Below are 25,594 nucleotides of genomic sequence, written 5' to 3' on the forward strand. Positions count from 1 at the left end.
CCGCGGCGAGCAGCCGCCGGCGGGAATGGGACGCGTCATTCGAATCTGGCGATGGGGAGACAGTCATTGATCGTCCTCTTGTGTGCGGCTGTGTCGCGAGATGCTTCCCGCGCGAGAAAAGAAAGGAAGGTGGTCCGTCGGGGCGTCACCCGAATTGTGGACACAAGTTCTTCTGTGCTTCCGTGACGATCAGACTGTTGTTGGAACGTGCTGCATCCGAGTCCTCGCCGACGATGTAGATCTCTTCAAGGGGTTTACCTGTCTCAAGCTCTGAACAGGCGTTGTTTCCTAATTCGATCCACGTCGACTCAGATGCCTCTTGTCCTTGCCAGCCGTTTCTCGCCGCGTCTAGGAAGGCCTCCTCGGGGCCGATGGCGAGTTCCTCATCGGCCTCGGGACTCACCGGCTGCGCTTCGTTCGGCAGGTCTGGATCAGCCGAGCTCGTCGACTCCGTGGGTGAGGATTGAGGAACCCGCGGTGAAGTTGCGTCTTCCACGGGCGTGCTGGAACTCGCGCCCTCGACAGTGCACCCGGCGCACACCGTCGCAACAATGAGCGCACAAACAGCTGCCTTAATCCCCCTCATAGGCTGAACTTTACGCGGGCGATAAGCGCGGAGGCGAATGTAAACCTGCTCTCGCGACCGAGTCCGAGCTCCGATGCCCTATCCAGCTGTTGCGGGGTTCACGCTGGGTGGTGTGCATCATCGGTCGTTCGTCGAGAATGAAGGTCGACACGCCGGCATCCCGCCGGCACCGGCACCGAGGGAGACGCACATGGGTGGCGTGGACGACATCATCGCGAAGGGCAAGAAGCTCCTCGACGAGAACCGCGACAAGATCGAAGAGGCGCTGAAGAGCGAGAAGGCCGAAGAGGTCAGCGACAAGGTCCTCGACGGCGCTGCCGAGGCCATCAAGAAGGTCGTGCCGACCGAGCATCACGCGAAGGTCGACGAGACGCGGGCCAGCGTCGACAAGCACATCGGCAACGCCTGACGTCGCAGCTCTGCATCGACGCCGCTCCCGCGAACCGGGGGCGGCGTCGTCGCGTTCGGGGCCGGCGATCCTGGGTATCCGCCGGGCGCGACACGCCCGGGTTTGCGACTCGCTTCGGGGCTACGTAGACTAATGCAGTTCCACATTCCGGCGTGCGCTCGGCGCGCGCCAGGATCACTGTCAGGGCAGTGCACAGGCGGCGCGAAAGCGCAGGGTCCTGGGCCGCCGGCAGCAGAACAGACACCGAGCCCCTTCCTTCATCGGATTCGCACGCGTGCGTGCGGGGTGGGCCGGATGCCATGGCATCCGGTTTGACAGCTGAACAGCGGTGCAGCATCTCTCGCGTGAGCGAGGGGAAGTGCCAGGGTGCGAGAGCACCACCGTGCGTCCAATGCCCCAGGTCGGGTAAGACGCGAGAAAGAGAGAGAGCAGACAATGGCGGGACAGAAGATCCGCATTCGCCTGAAGTCGTACGATCACGCCGGGCTGGACTCGTCGGCGCGCAAGATCGTCGACACCGTGACCCGTGCCGGTGCCACCGTGGTGGGCCCGGTTCCCCTTCCGACCGAGAAGAACGTCGTGTGCGTCATCCGGTCGCCCCACAAGTACAAGGACAGCCGCGAGCACTTCGAGATGCGCACCCACAAGCGCCTCATCGACATCATCGACCCGACGCCCAAGGCCGTCGACTCGCTGATGCGCCTCGACCTCCCGGCCGATGTCAACATCGAGATCAAGCTCTGAGGTTCGACATGTCTGACATCAACTCCAAGATCTCCAAGGGCCTCCTCGGCACCAAGCTCGGCATGACCCAGGTGTGGGACGAGAACGGCAAGCTCGTTCCCGTCACCGTCATCGAGGTCGCTCCGAACGTCGTGACCCAGCTGCGCTCGCTCGAGAAGGACGGCTACAACGCCGTTCAGATCGGCTACGGCCAGATCGACCCCCGCAAGGTGAACAAGCCCCTCACGGCTCACTTTGACGCCGCCGGCGTGACCCCGCGTCGCCACCTCACCGAGGTGCGCACGGCGGATGCCGCCGACTACTCGCTCGGCCAGGAGCTGACCGTTGACGGTCTCTTCGAAGCCGGCCAGCGCGTCGACGTCGTCGGCACCAGCAAGGGCAAGGGCACCGCGGGTGTCATGAAGCGTCACAACTTCAAGGGTGTGTCCGCTTCGCACGGTTCGCACCGCAACCACCGCAAGCCCGGCTCCATCGGCGCATCGTCGACCCCGAGCCGCGTCTTCAAGGGCATGCGCATGGCCGGCCGTATGGGTGGCGAGCGCGTGACCGTCCTCAACCTCACGGTGCACGCCGTCGACGCCGAGAAGGGCCTGATGCTCGTCAAGGGCGCTGTCCCCGGTGCTCGTGGCCGCATCGTCTACGTCCGCAACGCAGTGAAGGGTGCCTGATCATGGCTGACTCGACTCTCGCGCTCGACGTCGTGAAGGCCGACGGCAAGAAGGCAGGCTCCGTCGAGCTGCCCGCCGCGCTCTTCGACGTCAAGACGAACATTCCCCTCATCCACCAGGTCGTCGTGGCGCAGCGCGCCGCGGCACGCCAGGGCACGCACTCGACCAAGCGTCGTGGCGAAGTCTCGGGTGCCGGCCGCAAGCCCTTCAAGCAGAAGGGCACCGGTAACGCCCGTCAGGGCTCGATCCGCGCGCCGCACATGACCGGTGGTGGCATCGTCCACGGCCCCAAGCCGCGTGACTACAGCCAGCGCACGCCCAAGAAGATGATCGCCGCCGCCCTGCTGGGTGCGCTCAGCGACCGTGCTCGCGGGCAGCGTCTGCACATCGTCGACAGCTTCGCCATCGAGGGTGCCCCCTCGACCAAGGCTGCCGCTGCCGCGCTGAAGGCCTTCGGCGCCGTCAAGAACGTCCTCGTGGTCATCGACCGCGACGACGAGCTGACGGTGAAGAGCGTCCGCAACCTCGCGTACGTCCACGTGCTGACCGTCGGCCAGCTGAACACCTACGACGTGATCGTCTCCGACGACATCGTCTTCACCAAGGCCGCTTACGACGCGTTCGTCGCGTCGAAGTCCGCTGCCACCGAGGAGGTCTCGGCATGACCGCCGTCAACAAAGACCCGCGCGACATCATCCTGAAGCCGGTCGTCTCCGAGAAGAGCTACTCGCTCATCGACGAGGGCAAGTACACCTTCCTGGTGGACCCGCGCTCCTCGAAGACCGAGATCAAGCTCGCCATCGAGAAGATCTTCGGCGTCAAGGTGGCCTCGGTTAACACGATCAACCGCGTCGGCAAGGCCCGTCGCACCCGCTTCGGCACCGGCAAGCGCAAGGACACCAAGCGCGCCATCGTGTCGCTCAAGTCGGGCACCATCGACATCTTCACGTCTGTCGGCTGACGGTCGGGATAGAGGACAAGAACAATGGCTATTCGCAAGTACAAGCCCACGACCCCCGGTCGCCGCGGCTCGTCGGTGGCCGACTTCGCCGAGATCACCCGATCGACGCCTGAGAAGTCGCTGCTGCGCCCCCTGTCGAAGACCGGTGGCCGCAACAACCAGGGCCGCATCACCACGCGTCACATCGGTGGTGGACACAAGCGTCAGTACCGTCTGATCGACTTCCGTCGTAACGACAAGGACGGCATCGACGCCAAGGTCGCTCACATCGAGTACGACCCCAACCGCACCGCGCGCATCGCGCTGCTGCACTACGCGGACGGCGAGAAGCGCTACATCATCGCGCCGAACAAGCTGTCGCAGGGCGATGTCGTCGAGTCGGGTGCCGGCGCTGACATCAAGCCCGGCAACAACCTGCCGCTGCGCAACATCCCCACCGGTACCGTGATCCACGCGATCGAGCTGCGTCCCGGTGGCGGCGCGAAGATGGCCCGTTCGGCGGGCGTCTCCGTGCGCCTCGTCGCCAAGGACGGCCCCTACGCGCAGCTGCGTCTGCCCTCGGGTGAGATCCGCAACGTCGACGTGCGCTGCCGCGCCACGATCGGCGAGGTCGGTAACGCCGAGCAGTCGAACATCAACTGGGGCAAGGCCGGCCGCAAGCGCTGGCTGGGCGTCCGCCCGACCGTGCGTGGTGTCGCCATGAACCCGGTCGACCACCCGCACGGTGGTGGTGAGGGTAAGACCTCCGGTGGTCGTCACCCCGTTTCGCCGTGGGGTAAGGCCGAAGGCCGCACCCGTCACGCGAACAAGGAAAGCGACAAGCTGATCGTCCGCCGTCGCACCGCCGGCAAGAAGCGTAAGTAGGAGTAGAGGAAGATGCCTCGCAGCCTTAAGAAGGGCCCCTTCGTCGACGAGCACCTGCTTCGCAAGGTCGTCTCGCAGAACGAAGCCGGTTCCAAGAACGTCATCAAGACCTGGTCGCGCCGTTCGATGATCATCCCCGCCATGCTGGGACACACCATCGCCGTGCACGACGGTCGCAAGCACATCCCCGTGTTCGTGACCGAGACCATGGTCGGTCACAAACTGGGCGAGTTCTCGCCCACCCGCACCTTCCGCGGCCACGTGAAGGACGACAAGAAGGGCCGCCGCCGCTGACGCGGTGGCGCTAGAGGAGAGAGAAATGGTGGAGTCCATCGCACGCGTGCGACACATCCGCGTGACCCCTCAGAAGGCTCGTCGTGTCGTCGCGCTCATCAAGGGCAAGCAGGCCGAAGAGGCCCTCGCCATCCTGAAGTTCGCGCCCCAGGGCGCGAGCGAGCCGATCTACAAGCTCGTCGCCTCGGCGATCGCGAACGCTCGCGTCACCGCTGACAAGACGAACGAATACCTGGATGACGCCGACCTGTACGTGAAGAACGCGTACGTCGACGAGGGCACGACGCTCAAGCGTTTCCGTCCCCGTGCACAGGGTCGCGCCTTCCAGATCAAGAAGCGCACGAGCCACATCACGGTCGTGCTCGCGACGCCGGAAGACGCTGCTGCGGCCCCGGCGCGCGCCAACAAGAAGGCGAGCAAGTAATGGGACAGAAGGTCAACCCGTACGGCTTCCGCCTCGGCATCACCACCGACCACGTGTCGCGGTGGTTCTCGGACTCGACGAAGGCCGGTCAGCGTTACGCCGACTACCTCGCCGAGGACATCAAGATCCGTCGCCTGCTGACCACCTCGCTTGACCGCGCCGGTGTCAGCAACATCGAGATCGAGCGCACGCGTGACCGCGTCCGCGTCGACATCCACACCGCCCGTCCGGGCATCGTGATCGGTCGCCGCGGCGCCGAGGCCGAGCGCATCCGTGCCGACCTCGAGAAGCTCACCAGCAAGCAGATCCAGCTGAACATCCTCGAGGTCAAGAACCCCGAGGCCGATGCTCAGCTCGTCGCGCAGGGTGTCGCCGAGCAGCTCACCGCTCGTGTGGCGTTCCGCCGCGCGATGCGCAAGGGCCTGCAGGGCGCGCAGCGTGCCGGCGCCAAGGGTGTCCGCATCCAGGTGTCGGGTCGCCTCGGCGGCGCCGAGATGAGCCGCTCGGAGTTCTACCGCGAAGGCCGTGTGCCCCTGCACACCCTGCGCGCGAACATCGACTACGGCTTCTACGAGGCCAAGACCACCTTCGGCCGCATCGGCGTGAAGGTCTGGATCTACAAGGGCGACCTCACCAACAAGGAGCTCGCCCGCGAGCAGGCCAACGCGCCCAAGTCCCGCGGTCGTGACGACCGCGGTGGCGACCGTCGTCGTGGCCCGCGCAACGAGGCCCCCGTGGCAGAAGGAGCGTCGGCGTAATGCTCATCCCCCGCAAGGTCAAGTACCGCAAGCAGCACCACCCCGGCCGTTCCGGCCAGGCCACCGGTGGCACGCAGGTGTCGTTCGGTGAGTACGGTATTCAGGCGCTGACCCCCGCTTACGTGACCAACCGTCAGATCGAGTCCGCTCGTATCGCCATGACGCGTCACATCAAGCGTGGCGGAAAGGTGTGGATCAACATCTACCCCGACCGCCCCCTCACCAAGAAGCCGGCCGAAACCCGCATGGGTTCCGGTAAGGGTTCGCCCGAGTGGTGGGTCGCGAACGTCAAGCCCGGCCGCGTCCTCTTCGAGGTCGCGGGTGTCGACGAGCAGCTCGCTCGTGAAGCACTGACCCGAGCCATTCACAAGCTGCCCCTGAAGGCACGCATCATCAAGCGCGAGGAGGGCGACGCGTAATGGCGATCGGCACCAAGCAGCTCGCCCCGAGCGAGCTCGACACGTTCGAAGACCAGCGCCTCGTCGAGGAGCTGCGTAAGGCCAAGGAAGAGCTGTTCAACCTGCGCTTCCAGTCGGCCACTGGCCAGCTCGAAAGCCACGGTCGCATCCGTGCAGTCAAGCGCGACATCGCGCGTCTGTACACCGTGATCCGTGAGCGCGAGCTCGGCATCCGCGCCACCCCGGCCCCGGTCGAGGCGACGAAGGCGAAGAAGAGCAAGGCGAAGAAGGCGGACGCCGCTGACGACGCCGCGAAGGAAGAGGCGGAGTAATGGCTACCGCGAAGAAGGCAGAGGCCGAGGCGCAGGTCGTCGGTCACGAGCACTCCGAGAACGATGTGCGCGACGAGAACGCCCGCGGTTACCGCAAGGCGCGTCGTGGCTACGTCGTCAGCGACAAGATGGACAAGACCATCGTCGTCGAGGTCGAAGACCGCGTGAAGCACCCGCTCTACGGCAAGGTCATCCGCCGCACCTCCAAGGTCAAGGCGCACGACGAGACCAACTCGGCGGGCATCGGCGACCTGGTCGTCATCAACGAGACCCGTCCGCTGAGCGCCACCAAGCGCTGGCGCCTGGTCGAGATCCTCGAGAAGGCCAAGTAAGCCTCGCGCTTACTTGGAATCCAAGGAGTAAAAAGTGATTCAGAACGAATCCCGGCTGAAGGTCGCCGACAACACCGGCGCCAAGGAGCTGCTCACCATCCGCGTGCTCGGCGGCTCCAACCGTCGTTACGCGGGCCTCGGTGACGTCATCGTCGCCACGGTCAAGGACGCGATCCCCGGTGGAAACGTCAAGAAGGGCGACGTGGTCAAGGCCGTCGTCGTCCGTGTCGTGAAGCAGACCCGCCGTCCCGACGGCTCATACATCAAGTTCGACGAGAACGCCGCCGTGATCCTGAAGAGCGACGGGGAGCCCCGCGGCACCCGCATCTTCGGACCCGTCGGTCGTGAGCTTCGTGACAAGAAGTTCATGAAGATCGTCTCGCTCGCCCCGGAGGTCATCTGATCATGGCGAAAATCAAGAAGGGTGACCTGGTTCAGGTCATCACGGGCGCCAAGCCCGAGCGTGGCGGCGACCGCGGCAAGCAGGGCAAGGTCCTCGAGATCCTGACCGAGCAGAACCGCGTCATCGTCGAAGGCGTGAACTACGTCACCAAGCACAACCGCGTGGGCCAGTCCCAGCGCGGCACCAAGACCGGTGGCATCGAGACGTTCGAAGCCCCGATCCACATCTCCAACGTCGCGCTCGTCGACCCCTCGACCAAGAAGCCGACCCGCGTCGGCCGCCGGGTCGAGGAGCAGGTGAAGGACGGCGTCAAGCGCACCGTCCGCGTGCGCTTCGCGAAGAAGTCAGGCAAGGACCTCTGAACATGAGCACCGTGACTGCCGCGGAGACTGGCAAGATCCAGCCCCGCCTGAAGCAGAAGTACAACGCCGAGATCAAGAAGGCTCTGCAGGAGGAGTTCGGTTACCCGAACGTCATGCAGATCCCCGGACTGGTCAAGGTCGTCGTGAACACCGGTGTCGGCGAGGCCGCTCGCGACAGCAAGGTGATCGATGGTGCGGTCGACGACCTCACCAAGATCACCGGTCAGAAGCCCGTCGTCACCAAGGCTCGCAAGTCCATCGCGCAGTTCAAGCTGCGCGAGGGTCAGGCGATCGGCGCGCACGTCACCCTCCGCGGTGACCGCGCGTGGGAGTTCGTGGACCGTCTCGTCAACCTCGCCCTGCCCCGTATCCGCGACTTCCGCGGTCTCTCGGCCAAGCAGTTCGACGGCAACGGCAACTACACCTTCGGTCTCCAGGAGCAGTCCGTGTTCCACGAGATCGATCAGGACCGCATCGACCGCGTGCGTGGATTCGACATCACCATCGTCACCACCGCGAAGACGGACGAGGAAGGCCGCTCGCTGCTGCGTCAGCTCGGCTTCCCCTTCCAGTCGGCCGACGCTCAGGCCTGAACTCGGGCCCCCGGGTTTCCGGGGGCCCCTCATCGAAGGTCGGCTGTCGCGTAACGGCAGTCGAAACCTCATGAACGAAAGAAGCAACACATGACGATGACAGACCCGGTCGCAGACATGCTGACCCGTCTGCGCAACGCGAACTCGGCTCACCACGACTCCGTGTCGATGCCGAACTCGAAGCTGAAGACGAACATCGCCCAGATCCTCAAGCAGGAGGGTTACATCGCCGACTGGACCGTCGAAGACGCCCGTGTCGGCCAGACCCTCAACATGACGCTGAAGTACGGCCCGAACCGCGAGCGGTCGATCGCCGGCATCAAGCGCGTCTCCAAGCCCGGCCTCCGCGTGTACGCGAAGTCGACCGAGGTCCCCACGGTCCTCGGCGGGCTCGGCGTCGCCATCCTGTCCACCTCCTCCGGTCTCCTCACCGACCGTCAGGCCGAGCAGAAGGGCGTCGGCGGGGAAGTCCTCGCCTACGTGTGGTGATCTGAGAATGTCGCGTATCGGACGTCTTCCCATCGACATCCCCGCTGGCGTCACCGTTTCGGTGAACGGCCGGGAGGTCGCCGTCAAGGGCCCCAAGGGCGAGCTCGAGCTCACCATTGCCCAGCCCCTCGAGGTGTCGGTCGAAGAGAACCAGGTTCTCGTCACCCGCCCCGACGATGAGCGCGAGTCGCGGTCCCTCCACGGCCTGACCCGCACGCTCATCAACAACAACATCATCGGTGTCACCCAGGGCTACACCAAGGGCCTCGAGGTCGTCGGTACGGGTTACCGCGTGGCGCAGAAGGGCAGCTCGATCGAGTTCGCCCTCGGCTTCTCGCACCCCGTCCTGATCGAGCCGCCCGCAGGTATCACCCTCACGGTCGAAGGCAACAACAAGGTCACCGTGAGCGGCATCGACAAGCAGGCCGTCGGCGAGGCCGCCGCCAACATCCGCAAGATCCGCAAGCCCGAGCCGTACAAGGGCAAGGGTGTGCGGTACGCGGGCGAGGTTGTGCGCCGCAAGGCCGGAAAGAGTGGTAAGTAGCCATGGCTGTCAAGACAAAGTCCGTCGCCCGTGCCCGTCGCCACGCGCGCCTTCGCAAGAAGGTCGTCGGCACCGAGCTGCGTCCCCGTCTCGTCGTGACGCGCTCGGCGCGCCACGTGTTCGTCCAGGTCGTGGACGACAGCAAGGGCCACACCGTGGCCTCTGCCTCCACCCTCGAGACCGACCTGCGCGGGTTCGACGGTGACAAGACCGCCAAGGCCCGCAAGGTCGGCGAACTCGTCGCCGAGCGTGCCAAGGCCGTGGGCGTCGCCGACGTCGTGTTCGACCGTGGCGGTAACCGCTACGCCGGCCGTGTCGCCGCGATCGCCGACGGAGCTCGCGAAGGAGGGCTGAACCTGTGAGTGACAACAAGGAGACCGAAGTGACCGAGCAGACTGCACCGGTAGAGGGTGCGGCTGCGGCCACGGCCCCCGCCGAGCGTGAGCGCGAGCCGCGTCGCGGTGGTCGCGAGCGCAACACCAACCAGCGCGACCGTGGTTCGCGCGACCGCAACGAGAGCCAGTTCCTCGAGCGCGTCGTGACGATCAACCGCGTCTCGAAGGTGGTCAAGGGTGGTCGTCGCTTCAGCTTCACGGCGCTCGTCGTCGTGGGTGACGGCAACGGTGTCGTGGGTGTCGGTTACGGCAAGGCCCGCGAAGTCCCCCTCGCCATCTCCAAGGGTGTCGAAGAGGCCAAGCGCAACTTCTTCCGCGTCCCGCGTTCGGGTTCGACCATTCCCCACCCCGTCCAGGGTGAGGCTGCCGCCGGTGTGGTGCTCCTGCGCCCCGCCGCTGCCGGTACCGGTGTTATCGCCGGTGGTCCCGTCCGCGCCGTCCTCGAGTGCGCCGGCATCCACGATGTCCTGTCGAAGTCGCTCGGCTCGTCGAACACGATCAACATCGTGCACGCGACCGTCGCAGCCCTGAAGCAGCTCGAAGAGCCCCGCGCCGTGGCAGCCCGCCGTGGCCTGGAGTTCGACCAGGTCGCCCCGGCCCGCCTCGTGCGCGCCGAGGCCGCCGCCCAGAAGGTAGGTGCCTGATGGCCGAGCGTCTGAAGGTCACGCAGATCAAGTCCAAGGTGAGCGAGAAGCAGAACCAGCGTGACACGCTGCGTTCGCTCGGTCTCAAGCGGATCGGCGACTCGGTCGTCCGTCCCGACGACGCGCAGACGCGCGGTTACGTCAAGACCGTCGCCCACCTCGTCAAGGTTGAGGAGATCGACTAATGGCTGACAAGAAGGACGAGACCGCAACGGTCGCCGCCCCGAAGAAGGCCTCGGCCCGTAAGACGGCTGAGAAGAAGGAAGCCCCCGCGGCGCGCCCCGGCGTGCTGAAGGTCCACCACCTGCGTCCCGTCCCGGGAGCCCACAAGGCCAAGACCCGCGTGGGTCGCGGTGAGGGCTCGAAGGGTAAGACCGCCGGTCGCGGTACCAAGGGAACCAAGGCCCGCTACCAGGTCCGGGTCGGCTTCGAGGGTGGGCAGATGCCGCTGCACATGCGCACCCCGAAGCTCCGTGGCTTCAAGAACCCGTTCCGCGTCGAGTACCAGGTCGTGAACCTGGACAAGCTCGCCGAGCTCTACCCGCAGGGTGGCGACGTGACCGTCGCCGGCCTCGTGGCCAAGGGTGCCGTCCGCAAGAACGAGAAGGTCAAGGTGCTCGGCACCGGCGACATCTCGGTCGCGCTGACCGTCTCGGTCGACAAGGTCTCCGGCTCCGCTGAGCAGAAGATCGTCGCCGCCGGCGGTTCCGTCAACTGACGCACGACCCCTGAGGGGCCGGCGGCCTTACGGCCGTCGGCCCCTTCTGGGTTAGTCTGATTTGGTGTGCGCCCTGCGGCGTGCCGAGATCGTTCTGGAGGAATCCCCTTGTTCAGCGCCATCGCGCGGGTTTTCCGCACGCCCGACCTGAGGCGGAAGATCGCCTTCACGCTGGGCATCATCGCCATCTACCGGCTGGGTGCCCACGTCCCCACGCCCTTCGTCGACTTCCCCAACGTCCAGCAGTGTCTGAACCAGTCGGGCGGCACCGAGGGGCTGCTGTCGCTGGTCAACCTCTTCTCGGGCGGCGCTCTGCTGCAGCTGTCGATCTTCGCGCTCGGCGTCATGCCCTACATCACGGCCACCATCATCGTGCAGCTCCTGCGCGTTGTGATCCCGCACTTCGAGACCCTCTACAAAGAGGGCCAGGCGGGGCAGGCCAAGCTCACCCAGTACACGCGTTACCTGACGATCGCTCTCGCTCTCCTGCAGTCGACGACCCTCGTCACCGTTGCCCGCTCGGGACAGCTGTTCGGCTCGGCCGGCATCCCCGAGTGCCAGCAGCTGCTCACCAACGACATCTGGTGGGCGCAGCTGCTCATGATCATCACCCTGACCGCCGGCACCGGCCTGGTCATGTGGTTCGCCGAGCTGGTCACCGAGCGCGGTGTCGGCAACGGCATGTCGATCCTGATCTTCACCTCGATCGCGGCGACGTTCCCCGGCGCCATGCTGTCGATCCTCACCTCGCGCGGCGTGGAGGTCTTCCTCCTCGTCCTCGCCGTGAGCATCGTGATCGTCGCACTGGTCGTCTTCGTCGAGCAGTCCCAGCGCCGCATCCCCGTGCAGTACGCGAAGCGGATGGTCGGGCGTCGCACCTACGGCGGTACGAACACCTACATCCCGATCAAGGTGAACATGGCCGGCGTCGTGCCCGTCATCTTCGCCTCGTCGCTGCTGTACATCCCTGCCCTCATCGCGCAGTTCAACCAGCCGCAGGCGGGCCAGGAGCCGGCCGGTTGGGTGACCTGGATCTCGCAGTACCTCACGCGCGGTGACCACCCGCTCTACATGCTCGTGTACTTCCTGCTGATCGTCGGCTTCACGTACTTCTACGTGGCCATCACCTTCAACCCGGTCGATGTCGCCGACAACATGAAGAAGTACGGCGGGTTCATCCCCGGCATCCGTGCGGGTCGTCCGACGGCCGAGTACCTCGACTACGTGCTGACGCGCATCACCCTGCCGGGGTCCATTTACCTCGGTCTGATCGCCCTGCTGCCGCTCGTGGCGCTGGCGACGGTCGGGGCGAACCAGAACTTCCCGTTCGGCGGAGCATCGATCCTCATCATCGTGGGTGTCGGTCTCGAGACGGTGAAGCAGATCGACGCGCAACTCCAGCAGCGTCACTACGAAGGGCTGCTGCGATGACCGCGCGTCTTCTGATCGTGGGGCCCCAGGGCTCGGGCAAGGGGACGCAGGGCGTCCGCGTCGGCGACGCCCTCGGCATCCCGGTCGTCTCGACGGGCGACGTCTTCCGTTCGAACGTCGCCGAGGGAACAGACCTCGGTCTGCAGGTGAAGTCGATCATCGACGGGGGAGACCTCGTCCCCGATGAACTGACGAGCGCGGTCGTGCGCGACCGCCTCTCGCAGGCCGACGCCGCCGAGGGCTTCCTCCTCGACGGGTATCCGCGAAACCTCGCCCAGGTCATGCACCTCGACGAGTTCCTGGGCGGACGCGACGAACGTCTCGACGCGGTCATCGCCCTCGTGGTGCCCCGCGACGAGTCGCTCGCGCGCTTGACGGCCCGTGCGGCCGAGCAGGGCCGCGCCGACGACACCGAAGAGGCCATCGCCACGCGTCTGGGCATCTACGAGCGCGAGACCGCGCCGATCCTCGACGTCTACGGCACGCGCGGCATCGTCGACGAGATCGACGGTGTCGGCGGGCTCGACGAGGTCACGGCACGCATCTTCGCCGCCCTCGAGGCGCGCGGAATCGCCCCGTCGGCTGTCTGACGTGGCGCTGCGTTCCTCCATCTACAAGAAGCCCGCCCAGCTGCGGTCGATGATCGAGCCGGGTCTCATCACGGCTGATGCTCTGGATGCCGTGCGCGCACGGGTCGCGCCCGGGGTGACGACCCTCGAGCTCGACGCCGAGGCATCGCGCGTGATCACATCGCGCGGAGCGGAATCGAACTTCCAGATGGTGCGCGGCTACCGTCACACGATCTGCGCCTCGGTGAACCAGGAGGTCGTGCACGGCATCCCGAACGACCGGCCGCTGCAGGCGGGCGACATCCTCTCGATCGATGCCGGAGCGCAGTTCCGCGGGTGGAACGGCGACTCGGCGTTCACCGTCATCGTGCCCGGGGATGCCCCCGAAGAGGTCGTCTCACCGCGTCGCCGGCTGTCCGAGGTGACCGAGGGGTCGCTGTGGGCCGGGATCGCGGCGCTCAGTCGGGCCACCCACCTCGGCGAGGTGGGAGCGGCGATCGAGCAGTACATCGCCGACAATGCCCCCGAGGGCGGGTACGGCATTTTGCGCGACTACGTCGGGCACGGCATCGGGCGCAAGATGCACGAGTCGCCGAGCATCTTCAACTACGCCGTGGCGGATCGCGGACCCGAGGTGCGCCCCGGTCTCGCGGTGGCGATCGAGCCCATGGTCGTCATCGGCGACCAGCAGACCTTCACCGAAGACGACGGGTGGACCGTCTCGACCGTCGACGGCACGGCCGGCTCCCACTGGGAACATAGTGTCGCCGTGCATGATGGGGGCATCTGGGTTCTCACCGCGCATGACGGCGGTGCCGAAAAACTGGCGCCGTTCGGTGTGGTGCCGAAGGAGATCGATTGATGATGATGGCGGCTGCACGCAAGTCCACGAACTGGTTCGCGATCGGCGTCACCGCCGCCGCCCTCGTGGTCGTGCTGATCGTGGGCGGGGTGGTGTGGTTCGCCAACAGCCAGGCGACCTCGGCCGGCACCCTGCCGCAGGCGTCGGCGGTGAACACCGACACGGGCGCCATCGCCGTCGGCTCGGGCCCCAAGACGGTCGACACCTACGTCGACTTCATGTGCCCCATCTGCAACCAGTTCGAGCAGAGCTACGGGCCCACGCTCGACCAGCTCGTGCAGAGCGGTGAGATCACGCTGAACATCCACCCGATCTCGATCCTCGACAGGCAGTCGCAGGGAACGCAGTACTCCACTCGAGCGGCGTCGGCCGCGTACTGCGTGGCCGTCGACGATGCCGCGAACGTGCCGGCCTTCGTGAAGGCCCTGTACGCGCAGCAGCCCTCGGAGGGAACGGCCGGTCTCGACGACGCCACCCTCGCCTCGATCGCGACGACGGCTGGAGCATCGGATGCCGTGGCCTCCTGCATCTCGGATGGCACGTACACGAAGTTCGTCACCGCGATGACGCGCGAGACGCCCCTTCAGCAGGGCGCCGCGGGAATCTCGACCCCGACCATCGCGGTCGACGGCACGGTACTGACCAACCAGACCGATCTGTCGGGCGATCCGCAGAAGGACATCGTCGCGCGCCTCAACGGGTGACCGCGGCCCGGGCGAGTTGCCGGGTCACGTGATACCACGTATGCTTGATCTTTGGTGCGTTGCGCCTTCATTGGCGTGTCGAGGCACCGAATCCCCATCCACCGCAGACCAGCCGGTCTGTCCAGAGCGTGAGCGAGTATATGGCGAAGAAAGACGGTGTCATCGAGATCGAGGGCACGGTGTCCGAAGCACTGCCCAACGCGATGTTCCGTGTCGAGTTGACGAACGGGCACAAAGTGCTCGCGACCATCTCGGGCAAGATGCGACAGAACTACATCCGTATCATCCCCGAGGACCGCGTCGTCGTCGAGCTGAGCCCGTACGACCTCACTCGTGGTCGTATCGTCTACCGCTACCGCTGAGCCCGGCTGAGAAGTAACGATCCGCATCCGCGGATCGAAGACAGCGAAACAGGAACATCATGAAGGTCAATCCCTCCGTCAAGCCCATCTGCGATCACTGCAAGGTGATCCGTCGTCACGGGCGCGTGATGGTGATCTGCAAGAGCAACCCGCGTCACAAGCAGCGCCAGGGCTGAGTTCGCTCAGAGCTCGACACTTTTCAACTGAATACACACCGGCAGGATCAGATCTCGCCCGCGTCAGCGGGCGGGGGACACCTCGGGGCGGAGGCCCGAGCACCGATCCTGCTTCACACCTCCACGACACTCTGAGGAGAGCCGCATGGCACGTCTCGCCGGCGTCGACATCCCGCGCGACAAGCGCGTGGTGATCGCACTTACTTACATCTACGGCGTGGGTCGCACCCGCTCCGTCGAGATTCTCACGGCAACGGATATCAGCCACGACATCCGCGTGAAGGACCTCACCGACGACCAGTTGGTCGCGCTTCGCGACTACATCGAAGGCACCTACAAGGTGGAGGGTGACCTCCGTCGCGAGGTCGCCGCCGACATCCGCCGCAAGGTCGAGATCGGTTCCTACGAGGGCATCCGCCACCGTCGCGGCCTCCCGGTGCGCGGTCAGCGTACGAAGACGAACGCTCGCACCCGCAAGGGACCCAAGCGCACCGTCGCCGGCAAGAAGAAGGCGCGCTAGGCCTCCGCCGGCGCAGGATTCAGGAGAACCGCACATGGCACAGGCCAAGTCCGCAGCGCGCAAGCCGCGCCGCAAGGAGAAGAAGAACATCGCCGTGGGTCAGGCCCACATCAAGTCGACGTTCAACAACACCATCGTTTCGATCACCGACCCCTCGGGTGCCGTCATCAGCTGGGCTTCGTCCGGCGGTGTCGGGTTCAAGGGCTCGCGCAAGTCGACGCCGTACGCCGCCGGCATGGCCGCGGAGTCGGCCGCTCGCCAGGCGCAGGAGCACGGCGTCAAGAAGGTCGACGTCTTCGTGAAGGGACCGGGTTCGGGTCGTGAGACCGCGATCCGTTCGCTCACGGCCGCCGGCCTCGAGGTCGGCTCGATCCAGGACGTGACGCCCCAGGCTCACAACGGCTGCCGTCCGCCCAAGCGCCGCCGCGTCTGACGCGTCCGTTCCCGGGGAGTGCTCGTCGCTCCCCGGGAACGCCGCGCTTACGCGCGACTCAGACTTCCGGATGCCACGGCTCACCCTCGGCGCATCGCTCAGGTGACTCGGCATCCAGCGAGTACAACTCAACACCTCACCCCATTACACGTGTCATATAGCGGGCACGTGATCGAAAGGAACACATAGTGCTCATCGCACAGCGTCCCACTCTGACCGAGGAGAAGATCGGGGAGTTCCGCAGCCGTTTCATCATCGAGCCGCTGGAGCCCGGTTTCGGTTACACGATCGGCAACGCGCTGCGTCGCAGCCTTCTGTCGTCGATCCCCGGCGCGGCCGTCACGAGCATCCGCATCGACGGCGTTCTGCACGAGTTCAGCACCATCCCGGGCGTGAAGGAAGACGTCACCGAGATCATCCTGAACATCAAGCAGCTCGTCGTTTCGAGCGAGCGCGACGAGCCCATCACGGCGTACCTGCGCAAGACGGGTTCGGGCGAGGTCACCGCCGCCGACATCTCCGCCCCGGCGGGTGTCGAGGTGCACAACCCCGAGCTGGTCATCGCCACGTTGAACGACACGGCCAAGTTCGAGCTCGAGCTCACCATCGAGCGCGGCCGCGGCTACGTCTCGGCTACGCAGAACCGCAACGAGTACGCCGAGGCCGGTCAGATCCCGATCGACTCGATCTACTCGCCGGTGCTCAAGGTCAGCTACCGCGTCGACGCCACGCGCGCCGGAGAGCGTACCGACTTCGACAAGCTCGTCCTCGACGTCGAGTCGAAAGCGTCCATCGCGCCGCGCGACGCCGTGGCGTCTGCCGGTCGCACCCTCACCGAGCTGTTCGGTCTCGCCCGCGAGCTGAACGTCGAGGCCGAGGGTATCGAGATCGGACCCGCCCCCGTCGAGACCGTTCTCTCGAACGAGCTGTCGATGCCGATCGAGGACCTCGATCTGTCGGTGCGCTCGTACAACTGCCTCAAGCGTGAGGGCATCAACACCGTTTCGGAGCTGGTCGCCCTTTCGGAGACGCAGCTGATGAACATCCGCAACTTCGGTCAGAAGTCGGTCGACGAGGTGCGCGACAAGCTCACCTCGCTCGGACTGTCGCTCAAAGACTCGGTGCCCGGTTTCGACGGCGCCCAGTTCTACAGCGGCTACGACGAAGAAACCGTCTGACCCTGTCGGACCCGACCGAACCTTCTACTGGAGTAATACGACATGCCTAAGCCCACGAAGGGTCCCCGCCTCGGAGGCGGCCCGGCCCACGAGCGTCTGCTTCTCGCGAACCTCGCCGCAGCGCTGTACACGCACAAGTCGATCAAGACGACCGAGACCAAGGCCAAGCGTCTTCGTCCGCTCGCCGAGCGACTGATCACCTTCGCCAAGCGCGGCGACCTGCACGCTCGTCGTCGCGTGCTGTCCGTGATCGGTGACAAGGGTGTCGTGCACACCCTCTTCACCGAGATCGCGCCGCTGGTCGCCGACCGTGAGGGTGGCTACACCCGCATCACGAAGGTCGGAAACCGCAAGGGCGACAACGCCCCCATGGCCGTGATCGAGCTCGTCCTCGAGCCCGTCGCGAAGAAGGCGTCGAACAAGGCCGCCGCGGCTCCCGCCGCCGCAGCCCCGGTCGCCGAGGAGCCCGTCGCTGACGAGGCCCCCGCCGAAGAATCCACCACCGACGAGGCCGCCGACGCCGGCGCCGAGTCGCACGAAGAGGGCGCAGCGGCCGAGGCCGCAGCCGAGGACGCCGTCCAGGACGACGCCAAGGCCTGAGTTCTCCCTCTCGGTACGATGCCCCCACCCTTCCGGGTGGGGGCATCGTCGTTCCACCGGGGTCCTTCGGCAGGGTGCGCGGGGGAGGGGTGGGAGATCACCCCGCGTAGGCTGATCGGGTGCGCATTCGTCTCGACATCGCCTATGACGGAACGAATTTCCGCGGATGGGCGCGTCAGCCGGGTCTGCGGACGGTGCAGGGCGAGATCGAAGAGGCGCTCGAGCGCATTCTCGGCGGAGACCCGCGCCTCGTCGTCGCCGGCCGCACCGACGCGGGCGTGCACGCCTCGGGGCAGGTCGCGCACATCGACCTCGACGCGGGGCAGATCGCGCGCCTTCCGCGCCGGCGGCGTGACAACGACGAAGCGGATGCCGTGACGGCCCTGGCGGGCCGTCTGCGCGGCGTTCTGGGCTCGTATGCCGACGTGACGGTGCGCTCGACGACCGTGGCTCCTGAGGGCTTCGACGCGCGATTCTCGGCGGTCTGGAGGCGCTACTCGTACCGCCTCGCCGACGCCACGACGGGCTACGACCCCCTCGATCGCCTGCGCACGACCGCGGTGCTCAGCACCCTCGACCTCGCGGCGATGGATGCCGCGGCGCAGCGGTTGATCGGCCTGCACGACTTCGCGGCGTACTGCAAAGCGCGAGAAGAGGCGACGACGATCCGCACGTTGCTGGAGTACGACTGGCGCCGTGCCGACGACGGCGTGCTCGTGGCGAACGTTCGCGCCGACGCGTTCTGCCACAGCATGGTGCGCGCGTTGGTCGGTGCGTGCGTGGCGGTGGGCGAGGGGCGTATCGAGGTCGACGATGTCGTCGCCATCCGTGACGCGAGGATGCGCATCCCGGAGACGAAGGTGCTGGCGGCCCGAGGATTGGTGCTGGCCGAGGTCGGATACCCGGCCGACGACCTGCTCGCCGCCCGCGCGGAGCAGACCCGTCGGCGGCGCGACGACGAGTGACGCGGCATCCTGATCCCCTCGGGCGGAACGGGTGCAACCCCACCGCTCGTGCAGATCGCTCGGTCGTATGCTGTGATCGCCATGAAGGTCATCTCGTACAACCTCAACAAGCACCGGGCCGCCGGTGAACTCGTCGCTCTCGTCGAGAAGCACGAGGTCGACGTGCTGTGCCTGCAAGAGTGCGACAGCACAGACATCCCGGAGCGCATCGGTGGGCTTCGGCTCGCCGACGCGACGCAGCGCAACAGGCTCGGGCTCGCGCTGTACTACCGCGAGAACGCCTACCGCGCCGAGGACGTCCGGGCGATCAGCCTGAAGAAGTCCCTGCACGACTACGTTCTGAAACCCGCCGAGGAGCGCATGCTGGGCGTGCGACTGCGCGACATCGACAGCGGTCGCGACATCATCGTGGCCTCGTTCCACGCGGCTCCACTGACGGCGCTGAACTCGTTGCGGCGCCACCAGATCCGCACCGCTCTCACCGAGCTGCAGAACCTCGGACCGGGGCTTCCCGCCCTCATGGTGGGGGACTACAACTACCCGGTCTTCAAAGAGAACCTGGGGCAGAAGGTGCGCGACCAGGGGTATGAACTGACCCTCAGCGATACCCGCACGTACACCCGGTACCGCTTCTTCCGCGGGCACTACGACTTCGCGACGTCGATCGGCTTCGACATCGCGCACATCAAGACGCTGCCGCAGGGCCTGAGCGACCACCTGCCGATCCTCATCACCGCCGAGGTGACGAACTCCCGTCCGGCGAGCCTCGAGGCCCACATGGACGAACAACGCTGAAGGGGGCCGCCCGAAGACGGCCCCCTTCCGCGTTCGCGGCGGTGACTCAGGCGGAGGCCGCCTGACGGCGACGGCGTACCGCGGCGCCCACGGCGACGGCGCCACCGGCAGCGACCAGCGCTGCGCCGGCGACCCAGAAGCCCGTGGTGCTGTTCGCGTCGAAGCCCGTGACGGCGAGCCCGCCCTTCGAGGTGTTGTCGGAGGTGGGCGCGGTGACGACGACGCTCGAGTGCAGCACGACCTTGCTCGAGAGGCCGGTGAAGGTGAGGTAGTACGTGCCCGTCGCGTTCGAGGGGAGCTTGATCGCGACGTTGAGCTTTCCGAACGCGGCGGTCGTGCTCAGTGAGTTGTTCGTCTGCACCGCGACCGACCCGAGCGTGACGGCGCTCGCGTTGGCTCCCGTGATCGAGATCGCCACCTGCTCGTCGGTCTGGAAGGGGGCCGTCGAGGTGGTGAACGTCGCGGAGCCGCCCGGGATAACCGTCGACGGCGACACCGAGACGGCGGCGGGGTCGGTGTACGCGTTGGCGGCCGTCGGCGCCATCAAAGCGGCCGCGGCGAGTGAGAGGGCGGCGACGGCCCGGATGATCGTGGTCTTCATGATGTGCCCCATCTGCTTGGCGTAGTCGAGCCGGTGTGCTGAGTTCGAAGTGGTGCTCGCTCCCCTGAGATGAGGGAAGGCGACTCCTCGTCAGAGTCTCGGGGAACCGTCGCGCGCGCACCCTTGCGCTGCGCCAGGTTTCACGTCTCGCCGTGCCCGACTTCACCCGGGCGTCGGGCGGACTCAGCCTCGCGGGAAACGGCACTCGCCCCCGCGCGGGATCTCCGACGGATCGCGCGTCGGGGTCGCGTGAGCGCCGAGCTCGGCGGTGCGGGGGAGCTGCACCTCGAGATCCAGCTGCGCGCGCTGCCCGGGTGAGAGGGTCACCGACCACTTCACGACCTCCCGCCCGTGCGCGGTCCCCCCGGCGAAACCGGGAGCGGCGGCGGTGTCGCCGCCGGTCTGACGATCGAGGAGCCGCGCCCCCTCGGGGAGGTAGACGTAGACCCCCGTCAGGGCGTCGCCGACGGGTACGCCGTACTCGCCGCCTCCGGTGACGTACGCCGGGAGCGACGCGGGGTCGGGTGCGTCGCTGCGCAGCTCGACGTGCAGCGACGCGCGGTCGGGGCCGCACCAGGCCGTCTCGACCTCGGGGTGCAGGTAGTAGTCCATCTTCGAGCCCGTGCCGTCGTTCAGGTACACCCCGAACATGCTGCGCGTCGCGTCGGTGGCGGGCAGCGCACCCTGCAACGGGGTGCCGTCGAGAATGGCCTGGGTCTCGGCATCCGCGTTCCACACCAGCAGGCGTCGCTCCTCACCCGCTCGCGTCACCGCCGAGATGAGAGCCGTCGGATCGGCGCGCCCTGCGGCGAGCGACTGGAACACCGCCGTCGCGGCGCTCTGGAAGAAGGCGTCTTGCACGTCGGGATCGTCGTAGCGGCGGTAGACCTCGTCGAGCAGCAGCGAGACCGCGTTGTCGGCGGTCAATTCCTCGCCCGAGGGCAGTGCGACCGGGCCGGTGGCGCGCAGCAGGTACGACAGCGTGACCGGGTCGAGCGTGACCACCCCGTCGACCGAGACACCGTGCAGGCGCCGCCACATCTCGCGCGCCAGGGGCGCGCCGACGGAGAAATCGGGGATCTGCGTCGAGTTCTGCACGAAACGGGCCGGGCGCGTGTCGAAGAGCGCGCGGTCTTCGTCGGTGAGGGGGAGGACGGGACCCGCCTCGGCGACGTCGGTGAAGTCGCTCGACGACGCCTGCGACACGAGCGAGATGCGGCCGCCCGCCGTGTCGACCTGGGCCACGGCGCCCACGACTCCGCCGAGGGAGCGCCACTCGGCGTTGTTCTGGAAGAGCACCAGGTACGAGCGCGGTCCGTCGGCGCCGAACATGGTCGGCACGATCTCGGTCGCCCGGTGCAGCGAATCGGCGCTGTCGGCGGCGCGGATCAGCAGGGCCGTCGACTGTTCTACGGTGCGGGCGAGATCGCCGAGAAGGGGTGCCCGATCGATTCCGGACAGATCATCGGCCGCGCGACGCAGCGCCGCCGCCGCGAGGGCCGCGGCGGGTTCGACGGCGGCGATCCGCGCGACGTCGATGGTGCCGTCGACGGGGGTCAGCGCCGCCGGGCTCAGGTCGGACGCCGACGCGGCCAGCGGGGCGAAGGCGTGCGCGGCGACGTCGTCCAGGGCCGCCGCGGAGCGTGAGACGGCGGCGAGCTGAGGGCCGACCCACGGCAGGTGGGTGGCCGCCCGCCAGACCGGATCGCCCGTGAGGGCCGCGGCCGCCGCGGTGTCGTCGCCGATCGTGGCGAGGGACGCCATCGCGGCCGAGGGATCGTCGACCGCGGTGGCGGCGGCGACCGTCGCCTGCGCGGAGCGAAGGTGGTCGGCGGCCAGCCCCGCTCGCACCCCGATCCACGTGGCGCCGCCGAGGCCCGCGACCAGGAGCAGCGCCACGGTCCACGAGAAGACGCGTGCGGCCACGTCGGCCGGACGGCGAGGGGTGTCGATCACGCGAACACCCTAGACGGGGCCTTCGGTGGTGGCGCGACCGGGTCGCCGCGGGCGTCTTACACTGGGCAGAGGATCCGGGGGAGAGTACATGAGGCTCGCAGCGCGCAGAAGCAAGGCGATCATCGGGGTGACCCTGATGGGGGCGACGCTCGTGGCGTTGACCGGGTGCGGAGCCCCTCCGTGGGCCCAGGGCGGCGCGCAGGCGTCGTCGTCGGCGTCTCCCACGGCCGCGAACAGTGCCGCACCGCAACCGGTGCGCAACGATCTCTCGAGCGGCTCCACCAAGAGGACGCTGACCGCGGGAGCAGTCGGCGCAACGGTCGACTACTGGTCGACGCTGTCGATGGACCGCTGGACGCCTACCGCTCTCAAACCCGTCAGCATCTCGATGGTGACAACGGTCACGCCCGACGACGGTCAGAAGGTGTACCTGCAGCGCGCGACCATGACCGCGGTTCCCGGCAACGCCTCGCAGTCGTTCGCCCCCCTGACGGCCCAGAGCGATCAGACGGATGCGCCGGGATATCTGGTGCTCGCCCCGTACAGCTACTCGCAGACCTTCAACGTCGGCGAGGTCCCCGATGACTCCACGTTTGTCACCCTTCAGTTCACCTTCGAGTTCCTCGTCCAGACCACCCCGAACTCGAGCGAGTTCGCGAAGCAGACCGCGACCGACACCCTGACCGTCGCGATCGCCGGGGGCGGCCAGGCCACACCCGCGAGCTGATCAGCCGCGCACGCGCTCCCAGCGGTCGCCGCCCTGACGCGTGGCCGTGGCGGCGGCATCGTCGGCCGCGGCGATGAGAGCGCGGAGGTCGAAGTCGGCCGCCTCGGCGGGGACCCATCCCACGCTCGCGGAGAGCTGGACGTCGATATGGCCCGAGACGTCCACCTCGGTGATGCGGCGGAGGGTGTCCCTGACGTGCTCGCGCAGGACGGTGTCCGGGCGGGCGAGGACCACCACGACCCGTCCCCGTGTCTCGCGGCCGAGGTCGGCTTCGGCGGGGAAGGAGTCGGCGACGATCCCCTCGAACTCCGTGACGAGCCGGCCCCAGCTGCTCTCGCCCGCGGCGCTGCGCAACTGAGCGGGGTCGTCGAGACGAACGGTGAGAACCGCCCACGACTGCTCACGAGCGCGCCGTGCGCGAGCGAGGCGATCGGATGCCGTGGCGACGAAGTGGGGCCACGACGAGGCGGAACGAGTCCCCGTGGGGGAGACCGAGGTGAAGTACAGCAGGGACACCGTCGCGCAGACGAGGTACACCAGCATGGCGAGACCGTTGAGGACGCGGGGGAGCGTGAGGTCGCCCATCTCGGCGGGGGCGGCGACGCCCGCGACCATCACCGCCGCCCCGAGCGCCACGAACGTCGCTGAGACGATGGCCAGAGGAAGGGCGAGGCGTTCGAGCCGATCGGCCGCCCGGAGCAGCTCGAGGTTCGTCAGGCCCGCGAAGACGGCGGCGCCGAGGAACGCGACACGGAAGGCGAAGCCGTAGGCCGAGAGATCGGGGACCACCACGAATACGGCGGCCGTCGCGACCGCCTGCGCGGCGCCGACCCAGGGCAGGGCCCGCACGCCGCGTCGGGCTCGGAAGCCCGACCAGACCAGCGCGGGGGCGCCGAGCATGAGTCCGAGCCCCGCGCGCCGGATCGCTTCGTCTTCGACGATCGATCCGGCTACCGAGACCCAGGTGCTCGTCATCGCCAGCACGAACGCCAGCGACCAGAGCAACGCCGACCGCGAGGGGCGGTGCAGGAAGCCCAACCCGATGAGCATCACGGTACCCACCGTGGCGACGGTGGCCTGGGCGAGACCCAGGTTGGAGAGGGCGTCGGCGGGGATCACGACGACTCGGCGGGGGTGTGCGCGGGCAGCACGACGGTCACCGTGGTGCCGGTGCCGAGCTCGCTCTCGATGAGGAGGGAGCCGCCCTCGTCTTCGATGATGCTGCGGATGATGCCCATGCCGAGCCCGGTTCCCGGAGTCGAGCTCTCGCGCACGGACTGCGCGCGGAAGTACGGGTCGAAGACACGCGCCAGATCGGAGGGATGGATGCCGATACCCGTGTCGACGAAGCGGAGGATGACGTCCTCGGGGGTGAGCTCGCCCGAGATGAGGATCGAGCCGCCGGCCGGGGTGTACTTGATGGCGTTGCTGAGGATGTTGTCGAACGCCTGACGCAGCCGGAAGGCGTCGCCGACGACGGCGGCTGTCTCGGGCAGGTCGTCGACCACGCTGACGCGCCGGGAGGCCGCCGCCGGGCGGAAGGACTCCAACGACGACGCGATGATGCGGGTGGCGTCGGCGACCGAGGGGGTGTTCTGCTCGCGGAAGACCCCGCGCGAGTTCGCGAGGATCTCGGAGATCAGCTTCTGCATGCGCTCGCCGGCGCCGGCGATCACCTCGAGCTGGTCGCGCACCTTGGGGGTGAGGCCCGGGTCGTCCAACGCGAGATCGGCGTGGCCGATGATGGCGGTGAGCGGGTTGCGCAGCTCGTGTGAGACGGTCGCGGCCAGACGCTCGCGCGCGCGCTCGGACTCGATCAGAGCCGTGATGTCGTGCACGATGAGCAGCGTGCTCTCGGGTTCGTCCGAAGAGATGAGGCGCCGCGTCGACACCGACAGCGCGTGCCACTCGCCGTGGGTGTCGAAGAGCCACGTGCGTTCGTCGTCGAACTGCTCGCCGCGTGCCGCGCGGGTGAACGGGCGCTCCGCTTCGGGCAGCGGGTCGCCGCGAAGAGTGGCGTACTCGACGGCTCCCCCCGGACGCTGGGACTCGTCACGCTCGATGCCGTACAGGTCGACGTAGGTGTCGTTCAGCGCCAGCACCTCGCCGTCGGCCGACAGCCGGGCGATGCCGGTGTCGAGCCCGTTCAGCATCTGCGAGACGCGGCGCTCCTGCCCCGACACGCGCTGCAGGGTGCCCTGCAGGCGGCTGGCCTGCCGTCTGAGCAGTTGCTTGAACGCCCGCGTCTGCCGGGCCGAGAGGAACGACGTGATGGCGATGAACGTGAGCGAGAGCAGCACGACGATGAGTCGCAGAGCGGTGACGGGTCCCGCCGCGTTGACCGCGGCATCCACCACGATGATGAAGCCCACCGTGGCGAGCGCCGAGATCATGTACGCGAGGCTGAAGTGGGTGGCGATCCAGATGATCGGGAAGACCCAGAAGAAGCCGAACCGCAGATCGGTCCCGAAGCTCAACAACCCGATGCCGACGATGTCGGCGAAGGGGATCGCGGCGACCGCCGCACGCGGGAGGCGGTGCCAGGGCACGACGATCGCGACGGCCGTCAGGGCGATGATCACACCGACGCCCGACGAGAACGGCCACAGGAGGAACAGGGCCGGTTCGAGTGCCTGCACGAGCAGCACCGTGATGACCACGCTCGCCCCGAGGACGAGCTGCAACAGCCACACGGAGCGTGTGTAACTGCTGGGTCCGGTGCCGTCGTCGTCCTGTGCGCTCACGGGAGGAACCGCCGGCGGCACGCTCCTCATGGATGCCATGAGATCGAGTGTAT

General features: G+C 67.3%; 39 protein-coding genes. 34 read left to right on the forward strand and 5 right to left on the reverse strand.

Annotated features, from left to right (window positions below; translation table 11 throughout):
* Positions 1-145 precede the first annotated feature (145 nt).
* Positions 146-403 (reverse strand): DUF732 domain-containing protein, encoded by a 258-nt coding sequence (locus ASF96_RS16720; protein WP_162239394.1) that lies wholly within the window; start codon positions 401-403, stop codon positions 146-148.
* A 373-nt stretch (positions 404-776) separates the two neighbouring features.
* Here ASF96_RS16720 and ASF96_RS03545 point away from each other — a divergent pair, with 373 nt between their 5' ends.
* From ASF96_RS03545 to ASF96_RS03705, 33 genes are all read left to right on the forward strand, one after another.
* Positions 777-995 (forward strand): hypothetical protein, encoded by a 219-nt coding sequence (locus ASF96_RS03545; protein WP_055936033.1) that lies wholly within the window; start codon positions 777-779, stop codon positions 993-995.
* Positions 996-1,430: 435 nt separating this feature from the next.
* The gene (rpsJ, locus tag ASF96_RS03550; RefSeq protein WP_013584016.1) at positions 1,431-1,739 is read left to right on the forward strand and encodes a 30S ribosomal protein S10; all 309 of its coding nucleotides are present in this window, start codon (positions 1,431-1,433) and stop codon (positions 1,737-1,739) included.
* An 8-nt stretch (positions 1,740-1,747) separates the two neighbouring features.
* Entirely contained in the window at positions 1,748-2,407 is a 660-nt protein-coding gene (gene rplC / locus ASF96_RS03555; protein ID WP_055833690.1) for a 50S ribosomal protein L3, read from the forward strand.
* 2 nt (positions 2,408-2,409) lie between these two features.
* A complete protein-coding gene (gene rplD, locus ASF96_RS03560; protein WP_055833692.1) occupies positions 2,410-3,072 on the forward strand; it encodes a 50S ribosomal protein L4 in 663 nt (220 codons plus the stop codon).
* Positions 3,069-3,368, forward strand: coding sequence for a 50S ribosomal protein L23 (gene rplW / locus ASF96_RS03565; protein WP_055833695.1), 300 nt, complete (start codon positions 3,069-3,071; stop codon positions 3,366-3,368). Before rplD ends, rplW begins: the two co-directional genes overlap by 4 nt.
* A 24-nt stretch (positions 3,369-3,392) precedes the next feature.
* Complete coding sequence (gene rplB, locus ASF96_RS03570; protein ID WP_055833696.1) at positions 3,393-4,232, forward strand: 50S ribosomal protein L2; 840 nt, start codon at positions 3,393-3,395, stop codon at positions 4,230-4,232.
* A gap of 12 nt (positions 4,233-4,244) precedes the next feature.
* Positions 4,245-4,526, forward strand: coding sequence for a 30S ribosomal protein S19 (gene rpsS, locus ASF96_RS03575; RefSeq protein ID WP_013584011.1), 282 nt, complete (start codon positions 4,245-4,247; stop codon positions 4,524-4,526).
* 25 nt (positions 4,527-4,551) lie between these two features.
* Entirely contained in the window at positions 4,552-4,950 is a 399-nt protein-coding gene (rplV, locus tag ASF96_RS03580) for a 50S ribosomal protein L22 (protein WP_055833699.1), read from the forward strand.
* Entirely contained in the window at positions 4,950-5,708 is a 759-nt protein-coding gene (gene rpsC / locus ASF96_RS03585; protein WP_055833702.1) for a 30S ribosomal protein S3, read from the forward strand. The genes rplV and rpsC overlap by 1 nt, the downstream gene beginning before the upstream one ends.
* Positions 5,708-6,127, forward strand: coding sequence for a 50S ribosomal protein L16 (gene rplP, locus ASF96_RS03590; protein ID WP_055833705.1), 420 nt, complete (start codon positions 5,708-5,710; stop codon positions 6,125-6,127). Before rpsC ends, rplP begins: the two co-directional genes overlap by 1 nt.
* Complete coding sequence (rpmC, locus tag ASF96_RS17325; RefSeq protein WP_013584007.1) at positions 6,127-6,438, forward strand: 50S ribosomal protein L29; 312 nt, start codon at positions 6,127-6,129, stop codon at positions 6,436-6,438. The genes rplP and rpmC overlap by 1 nt, the downstream gene beginning before the upstream one ends.
* Positions 6,438-6,770, forward strand: a complete 333-nt coding sequence (gene rpsQ, locus ASF96_RS03600) for a 30S ribosomal protein S17 (RefSeq protein ID WP_070408572.1) — start codon at positions 6,438-6,440, stop codon at positions 6,768-6,770. The genes rpmC and rpsQ overlap by 1 nt, the downstream gene beginning before the upstream one ends.
* Positions 6,771-6,804: 34 nt before the next feature.
* Positions 6,805-7,173: a 50S ribosomal protein L14 gene (gene rplN, locus ASF96_RS03605; RefSeq protein WP_055833708.1), complete on the forward strand. Its 369-nt coding sequence runs from the start codon at positions 6,805-6,807 to the stop codon at positions 7,171-7,173.
* 2 nt (positions 7,174-7,175) lie between these two features.
* Entirely contained in the window at positions 7,176-7,535 is a 360-nt protein-coding gene (gene rplX / locus ASF96_RS03610) for a 50S ribosomal protein L24 (protein ID WP_055833711.1), read from the forward strand.
* Between the two features lie 2 nt (positions 7,536-7,537).
* Positions 7,538-8,128, forward strand: coding sequence for a 50S ribosomal protein L5 (gene rplE / locus ASF96_RS03615; protein WP_055833716.1), 591 nt, complete (start codon positions 7,538-7,540; stop codon positions 8,126-8,128).
* A gap of 90 nt (positions 8,129-8,218) precedes the next feature.
* Positions 8,219-8,617, forward strand: a complete 399-nt coding sequence (gene rpsH, locus ASF96_RS03620; protein WP_055833719.1) for a 30S ribosomal protein S8 — start codon at positions 8,219-8,221, stop codon at positions 8,615-8,617.
* 7 nt (positions 8,618-8,624) lie between these two features.
* Positions 8,625-9,161, forward strand: a complete 537-nt coding sequence (rplF, locus tag ASF96_RS03625; protein WP_055833722.1) for a 50S ribosomal protein L6 — start codon at positions 8,625-8,627, stop codon at positions 9,159-9,161.
* 2 nt (positions 9,162-9,163) lie between these two features.
* Positions 9,164-9,523: a 50S ribosomal protein L18 gene (rplR, locus tag ASF96_RS03630; RefSeq protein ID WP_055833725.1), complete on the forward strand. Its 360-nt coding sequence runs from the start codon at positions 9,164-9,166 to the stop codon at positions 9,521-9,523.
* Positions 9,520-10,200 carry a 30S ribosomal protein S5 gene (gene rpsE, locus ASF96_RS03635; protein ID WP_070408571.1) on the forward strand — a complete coding sequence of 227 codons (681 nt, stop codon included), beginning with the start codon at positions 9,520-9,522 and terminating at the stop codon, positions 10,198-10,200. Before rplR ends, rpsE begins: the two co-directional genes overlap by 4 nt.
* A complete protein-coding gene (gene rpmD, locus ASF96_RS03640; RefSeq protein WP_013583998.1) occupies positions 10,200-10,385 on the forward strand; it encodes a 50S ribosomal protein L30 in 186 nt (61 codons plus the stop codon). Before rpsE ends, rpmD begins: the two co-directional genes overlap by 1 nt.
* A complete protein-coding gene (rplO, locus tag ASF96_RS03645; protein ID WP_070408570.1) occupies positions 10,385-10,918 on the forward strand; it encodes a 50S ribosomal protein L15 in 534 nt (177 codons plus the stop codon). The genes rpmD and rplO overlap by 1 nt, the downstream gene beginning before the upstream one ends.
* A 108-nt stretch (positions 10,919-11,026) precedes the next feature.
* Positions 11,027-12,349 carry a preprotein translocase subunit SecY gene (gene secY, locus ASF96_RS03650; RefSeq protein ID WP_055833728.1) on the forward strand — a complete coding sequence of 441 codons (1,323 nt, stop codon included), beginning with the start codon at positions 11,027-11,029 and terminating at the stop codon, positions 12,347-12,349.
* Complete coding sequence (locus ASF96_RS03655) at positions 12,346-12,939, forward strand: adenylate kinase (protein WP_055936036.1); 594 nt, start codon at positions 12,346-12,348, stop codon at positions 12,937-12,939. The genes secY and ASF96_RS03655 overlap by 4 nt, the downstream gene beginning before the upstream one ends.
* A 1-nt stretch (position 12,940) precedes the next feature.
* Positions 12,941-13,780, forward strand: a complete 840-nt coding sequence (map, locus tag ASF96_RS03660; protein WP_082509262.1) for a type I methionyl aminopeptidase — start codon at positions 12,941-12,943, stop codon at positions 13,778-13,780.
* On the forward strand, positions 13,780-14,484 hold the full coding sequence (locus tag ASF96_RS03665; protein ID WP_156458705.1) for a DsbA family protein: 705 nt from the start codon (positions 13,780-13,782) through the stop codon (positions 14,482-14,484). Before map ends, ASF96_RS03665 begins: the two co-directional genes overlap by 1 nt.
* 140 nt (positions 14,485-14,624) lie before the next feature.
* Positions 14,625-14,846, forward strand: a complete 222-nt coding sequence (gene infA, locus ASF96_RS03670; RefSeq protein WP_013583992.1) for a translation initiation factor IF-1 — start codon at positions 14,625-14,627, stop codon at positions 14,844-14,846.
* 59 nt (positions 14,847-14,905) lie between these two features.
* Positions 14,906-15,022 carry a 50S ribosomal protein L36 gene (rpmJ, locus tag ASF96_RS03675; RefSeq protein ID WP_005050492.1) on the forward strand — a complete coding sequence of 39 codons (117 nt, stop codon included), beginning with the start codon at positions 14,906-14,908 and terminating at the stop codon, positions 15,020-15,022.
* 145 nt (positions 15,023-15,167) lie between these two features.
* Positions 15,168-15,542, forward strand: a complete 375-nt coding sequence (gene rpsM / locus ASF96_RS03680; protein WP_055833737.1) for a 30S ribosomal protein S13 — start codon at positions 15,168-15,170, stop codon at positions 15,540-15,542.
* Between the two features lie 34 nt (positions 15,543-15,576).
* The gene (gene rpsK / locus ASF96_RS03685) at positions 15,577-15,975 is read left to right on the forward strand and encodes a 30S ribosomal protein S11 (RefSeq protein ID WP_013583990.1); all 399 of its coding nucleotides are present in this window, start codon (positions 15,577-15,579) and stop codon (positions 15,973-15,975) included.
* A gap of 188 nt (positions 15,976-16,163) precedes the next feature.
* On the forward strand, positions 16,164-17,153 hold the full coding sequence (locus ASF96_RS03690) for a DNA-directed RNA polymerase subunit alpha (RefSeq protein ID WP_055833740.1): 990 nt from the start codon (positions 16,164-16,166) through the stop codon (positions 17,151-17,153).
* 42 nt (positions 17,154-17,195) lie between these two features.
* On the forward strand, positions 17,196-17,753 hold the full coding sequence (gene rplQ, locus ASF96_RS03695; RefSeq protein WP_055833743.1) for a 50S ribosomal protein L17: 558 nt from the start codon (positions 17,196-17,198) through the stop codon (positions 17,751-17,753).
* 119 nt (positions 17,754-17,872) lie between these two features.
* Entirely contained in the window at positions 17,873-18,718 is an 846-nt protein-coding gene (truA, locus tag ASF96_RS03700; RefSeq protein WP_055936042.1) for a tRNA pseudouridine(38-40) synthase TruA, read from the forward strand.
* A gap of 81 nt (positions 18,719-18,799) precedes the next feature.
* Positions 18,800-19,513, forward strand: coding sequence for an endonuclease/exonuclease/phosphatase family protein (locus tag ASF96_RS03705; RefSeq protein ID WP_055835835.1), 714 nt, complete (start codon positions 18,800-18,802; stop codon positions 19,511-19,513).
* Positions 19,514-19,559: 46 nt separating this feature from the next.
* Here ASF96_RS03705 and ASF96_RS03710 read toward each other — a convergent pair whose 3' ends face one another.
* Positions 19,560-20,114: a hypothetical protein gene (locus tag ASF96_RS03710; RefSeq protein ID WP_156458706.1), complete on the reverse strand. Its 555-nt coding sequence runs from the start codon at positions 20,112-20,114 to the stop codon at positions 19,560-19,562.
* Between the two features lie 183 nt (positions 20,115-20,297).
* Positions 20,298-22,070 (reverse strand): DUF4012 domain-containing protein, encoded by a 1,773-nt coding sequence (locus ASF96_RS03715; protein ID WP_055936049.1) that lies wholly within the window; start codon positions 22,068-22,070, stop codon positions 20,298-20,300.
* A gap of 88 nt (positions 22,071-22,158) precedes the next feature.
* On the opposite strand from ASF96_RS03715, the gene ASF96_RS03720 reads away from it, so the two are divergent.
* A complete protein-coding gene (locus ASF96_RS03720) occupies positions 22,159-22,797 on the forward strand; it encodes a hypothetical protein (protein ID WP_055833754.1) in 639 nt (212 codons plus the stop codon).
* Here ASF96_RS03720 and ASF96_RS03725 read toward each other — a convergent pair whose 3' ends face one another.
* A complete protein-coding gene (locus ASF96_RS03725; protein WP_055833757.1) occupies positions 22,798-23,916 on the reverse strand; it encodes a diguanylate cyclase in 1,119 nt (372 codons plus the stop codon).
* On the reverse strand, positions 23,913-25,580 hold the full coding sequence (locus ASF96_RS03730; RefSeq protein ID WP_156458707.1) for a sensor histidine kinase: 1,668 nt from the start codon (positions 25,578-25,580) through the stop codon (positions 23,913-23,915). Before ASF96_RS03730 ends, ASF96_RS03725 begins: the two co-directional genes overlap by 4 nt.
* Positions 25,581-25,594 lie beyond the last annotated feature (14 nt).

The organism is Microbacterium sp. Leaf179, assembly GCF_001423785.1.
Taxonomy (GTDB): domain Bacteria; phylum Actinomycetota; class Actinomycetes; order Actinomycetales; family Microbacteriaceae; genus Microbacterium.

What these genes read in the sequence shown, in the direction of transcription:
- ASF96_RS03545 (WP_055936033.1), top strand. Translation starts at nt 777, where the DNA reads ATGGGTGGCGTGGACGACATCATCGCGAAGGGCAAGAAGCTCCTCGAC.
- rpsJ (WP_013584016.1), top strand. Translation starts at nt 1,431, where the DNA reads ATGGCGGGACAGAAGATCCGCATTCGCCTGAAGTCGTACGATCACGCC.
- rplC (WP_055833690.1), top strand. Translation starts at nt 1,748, where the DNA reads ATGTCTGACATCAACTCCAAGATCTCCAAGGGCCTCCTCGGCACCAAG.
- rplD (WP_055833692.1), top strand. Translation starts at nt 2,410, where the DNA reads ATGGCTGACTCGACTCTCGCGCTCGACGTCGTGAAGGCCGACGGCAAG.
- rplW (WP_055833695.1), top strand. Translation starts at nt 3,069, where the DNA reads ATGACCGCCGTCAACAAAGACCCGCGCGACATCATCCTGAAGCCGGTC.
- rplB (WP_055833696.1), top strand. Translation starts at nt 3,393, where the DNA reads ATGGCTATTCGCAAGTACAAGCCCACGACCCCCGGTCGCCGCGGCTCG.
- rpsS (WP_013584011.1), top strand. Translation starts at nt 4,245, where the DNA reads ATGCCTCGCAGCCTTAAGAAGGGCCCCTTCGTCGACGAGCACCTGCTT.
- rplV (WP_055833699.1), top strand. Translation starts at nt 4,552, where the DNA reads ATGGTGGAGTCCATCGCACGCGTGCGACACATCCGCGTGACCCCTCAG.
- rpsC (WP_055833702.1), top strand. Translation starts at nt 4,950, where the DNA reads ATGGGACAGAAGGTCAACCCGTACGGCTTCCGCCTCGGCATCACCACC.
- rplP (WP_055833705.1), top strand. Translation starts at nt 5,708, where the DNA reads ATGCTCATCCCCCGCAAGGTCAAGTACCGCAAGCAGCACCACCCCGGC.
- rpmC (WP_013584007.1), top strand. Translation starts at nt 6,127, where the DNA reads ATGGCGATCGGCACCAAGCAGCTCGCCCCGAGCGAGCTCGACACGTTC.
- rpsQ (WP_070408572.1), top strand. Translation starts at nt 6,438, where the DNA reads ATGGCTACCGCGAAGAAGGCAGAGGCCGAGGCGCAGGTCGTCGGTCAC.
- rplX (WP_055833711.1), top strand. Translation starts at nt 7,176, where the DNA reads ATGGCGAAAATCAAGAAGGGTGACCTGGTTCAGGTCATCACGGGCGCC.
- rplE (WP_055833716.1), top strand. Translation starts at nt 7,538, where the DNA reads ATGAGCACCGTGACTGCCGCGGAGACTGGCAAGATCCAGCCCCGCCTG.
- rpsH (WP_055833719.1), top strand. Translation starts at nt 8,219, where the DNA reads ATGACGATGACAGACCCGGTCGCAGACATGCTGACCCGTCTGCGCAAC.
- rplF (WP_055833722.1), top strand. Translation starts at nt 8,625, where the DNA reads ATGTCGCGTATCGGACGTCTTCCCATCGACATCCCCGCTGGCGTCACC.
- rplR (WP_055833725.1), top strand. Translation starts at nt 9,164, where the DNA reads ATGGCTGTCAAGACAAAGTCCGTCGCCCGTGCCCGTCGCCACGCGCGC.
- rpmD (WP_013583998.1), top strand. Translation starts at nt 10,200, where the DNA reads ATGGCCGAGCGTCTGAAGGTCACGCAGATCAAGTCCAAGGTGAGCGAG.
- rplO (WP_070408570.1), top strand. Translation starts at nt 10,385, where the DNA reads ATGGCTGACAAGAAGGACGAGACCGCAACGGTCGCCGCCCCGAAGAAG.
- ASF96_RS03655 (WP_055936036.1), top strand. Translation starts at nt 12,346, where the DNA reads ATGACCGCGCGTCTTCTGATCGTGGGGCCCCAGGGCTCGGGCAAGGGG.
- ASF96_RS03665 (WP_156458705.1), top strand. Translation starts at nt 13,780, where the DNA reads ATGATGATGGCGGCTGCACGCAAGTCCACGAACTGGTTCGCGATCGGC.
- infA (WP_013583992.1), top strand. Translation starts at nt 14,625, where the DNA reads ATGGCGAAGAAAGACGGTGTCATCGAGATCGAGGGCACGGTGTCCGAA.
- rpmJ (WP_005050492.1), top strand. Translation starts at nt 14,906, where the DNA reads ATGAAGGTCAATCCCTCCGTCAAGCCCATCTGCGATCACTGCAAGGTG.
- rpsM (WP_055833737.1), top strand. Translation starts at nt 15,168, where the DNA reads ATGGCACGTCTCGCCGGCGTCGACATCCCGCGCGACAAGCGCGTGGTG.
- rpsK (WP_013583990.1), top strand. Translation starts at nt 15,577, where the DNA reads ATGGCACAGGCCAAGTCCGCAGCGCGCAAGCCGCGCCGCAAGGAGAAG.
- rplQ (WP_055833743.1), top strand. Translation starts at nt 17,196, where the DNA reads ATGCCTAAGCCCACGAAGGGTCCCCGCCTCGGAGGCGGCCCGGCCCAC.
- ASF96_RS03705 (WP_055835835.1), top strand. Translation starts at nt 18,800, where the DNA reads ATGAAGGTCATCTCGTACAACCTCAACAAGCACCGGGCCGCCGGTGAA.
- ASF96_RS03710 (WP_156458706.1), bottom strand. Translation starts at nt 20,114, where the DNA reads ATGAAGACCACGATCATCCGGGCCGTCGCCGCCCTCTCACTCGCCGCG.
- ASF96_RS03720 (WP_055833754.1), top strand. Translation starts at nt 22,159, where the DNA reads ATGAGGCTCGCAGCGCGCAGAAGCAAGGCGATCATCGGGGTGACCCTG.
- ASF96_RS03730 (WP_156458707.1), bottom strand. Translation starts at nt 25,580, where the DNA reads ATGGCATCCATGAGGAGCGTGCCGCCGGCGGTTCCTCCCGTGAGCGCA.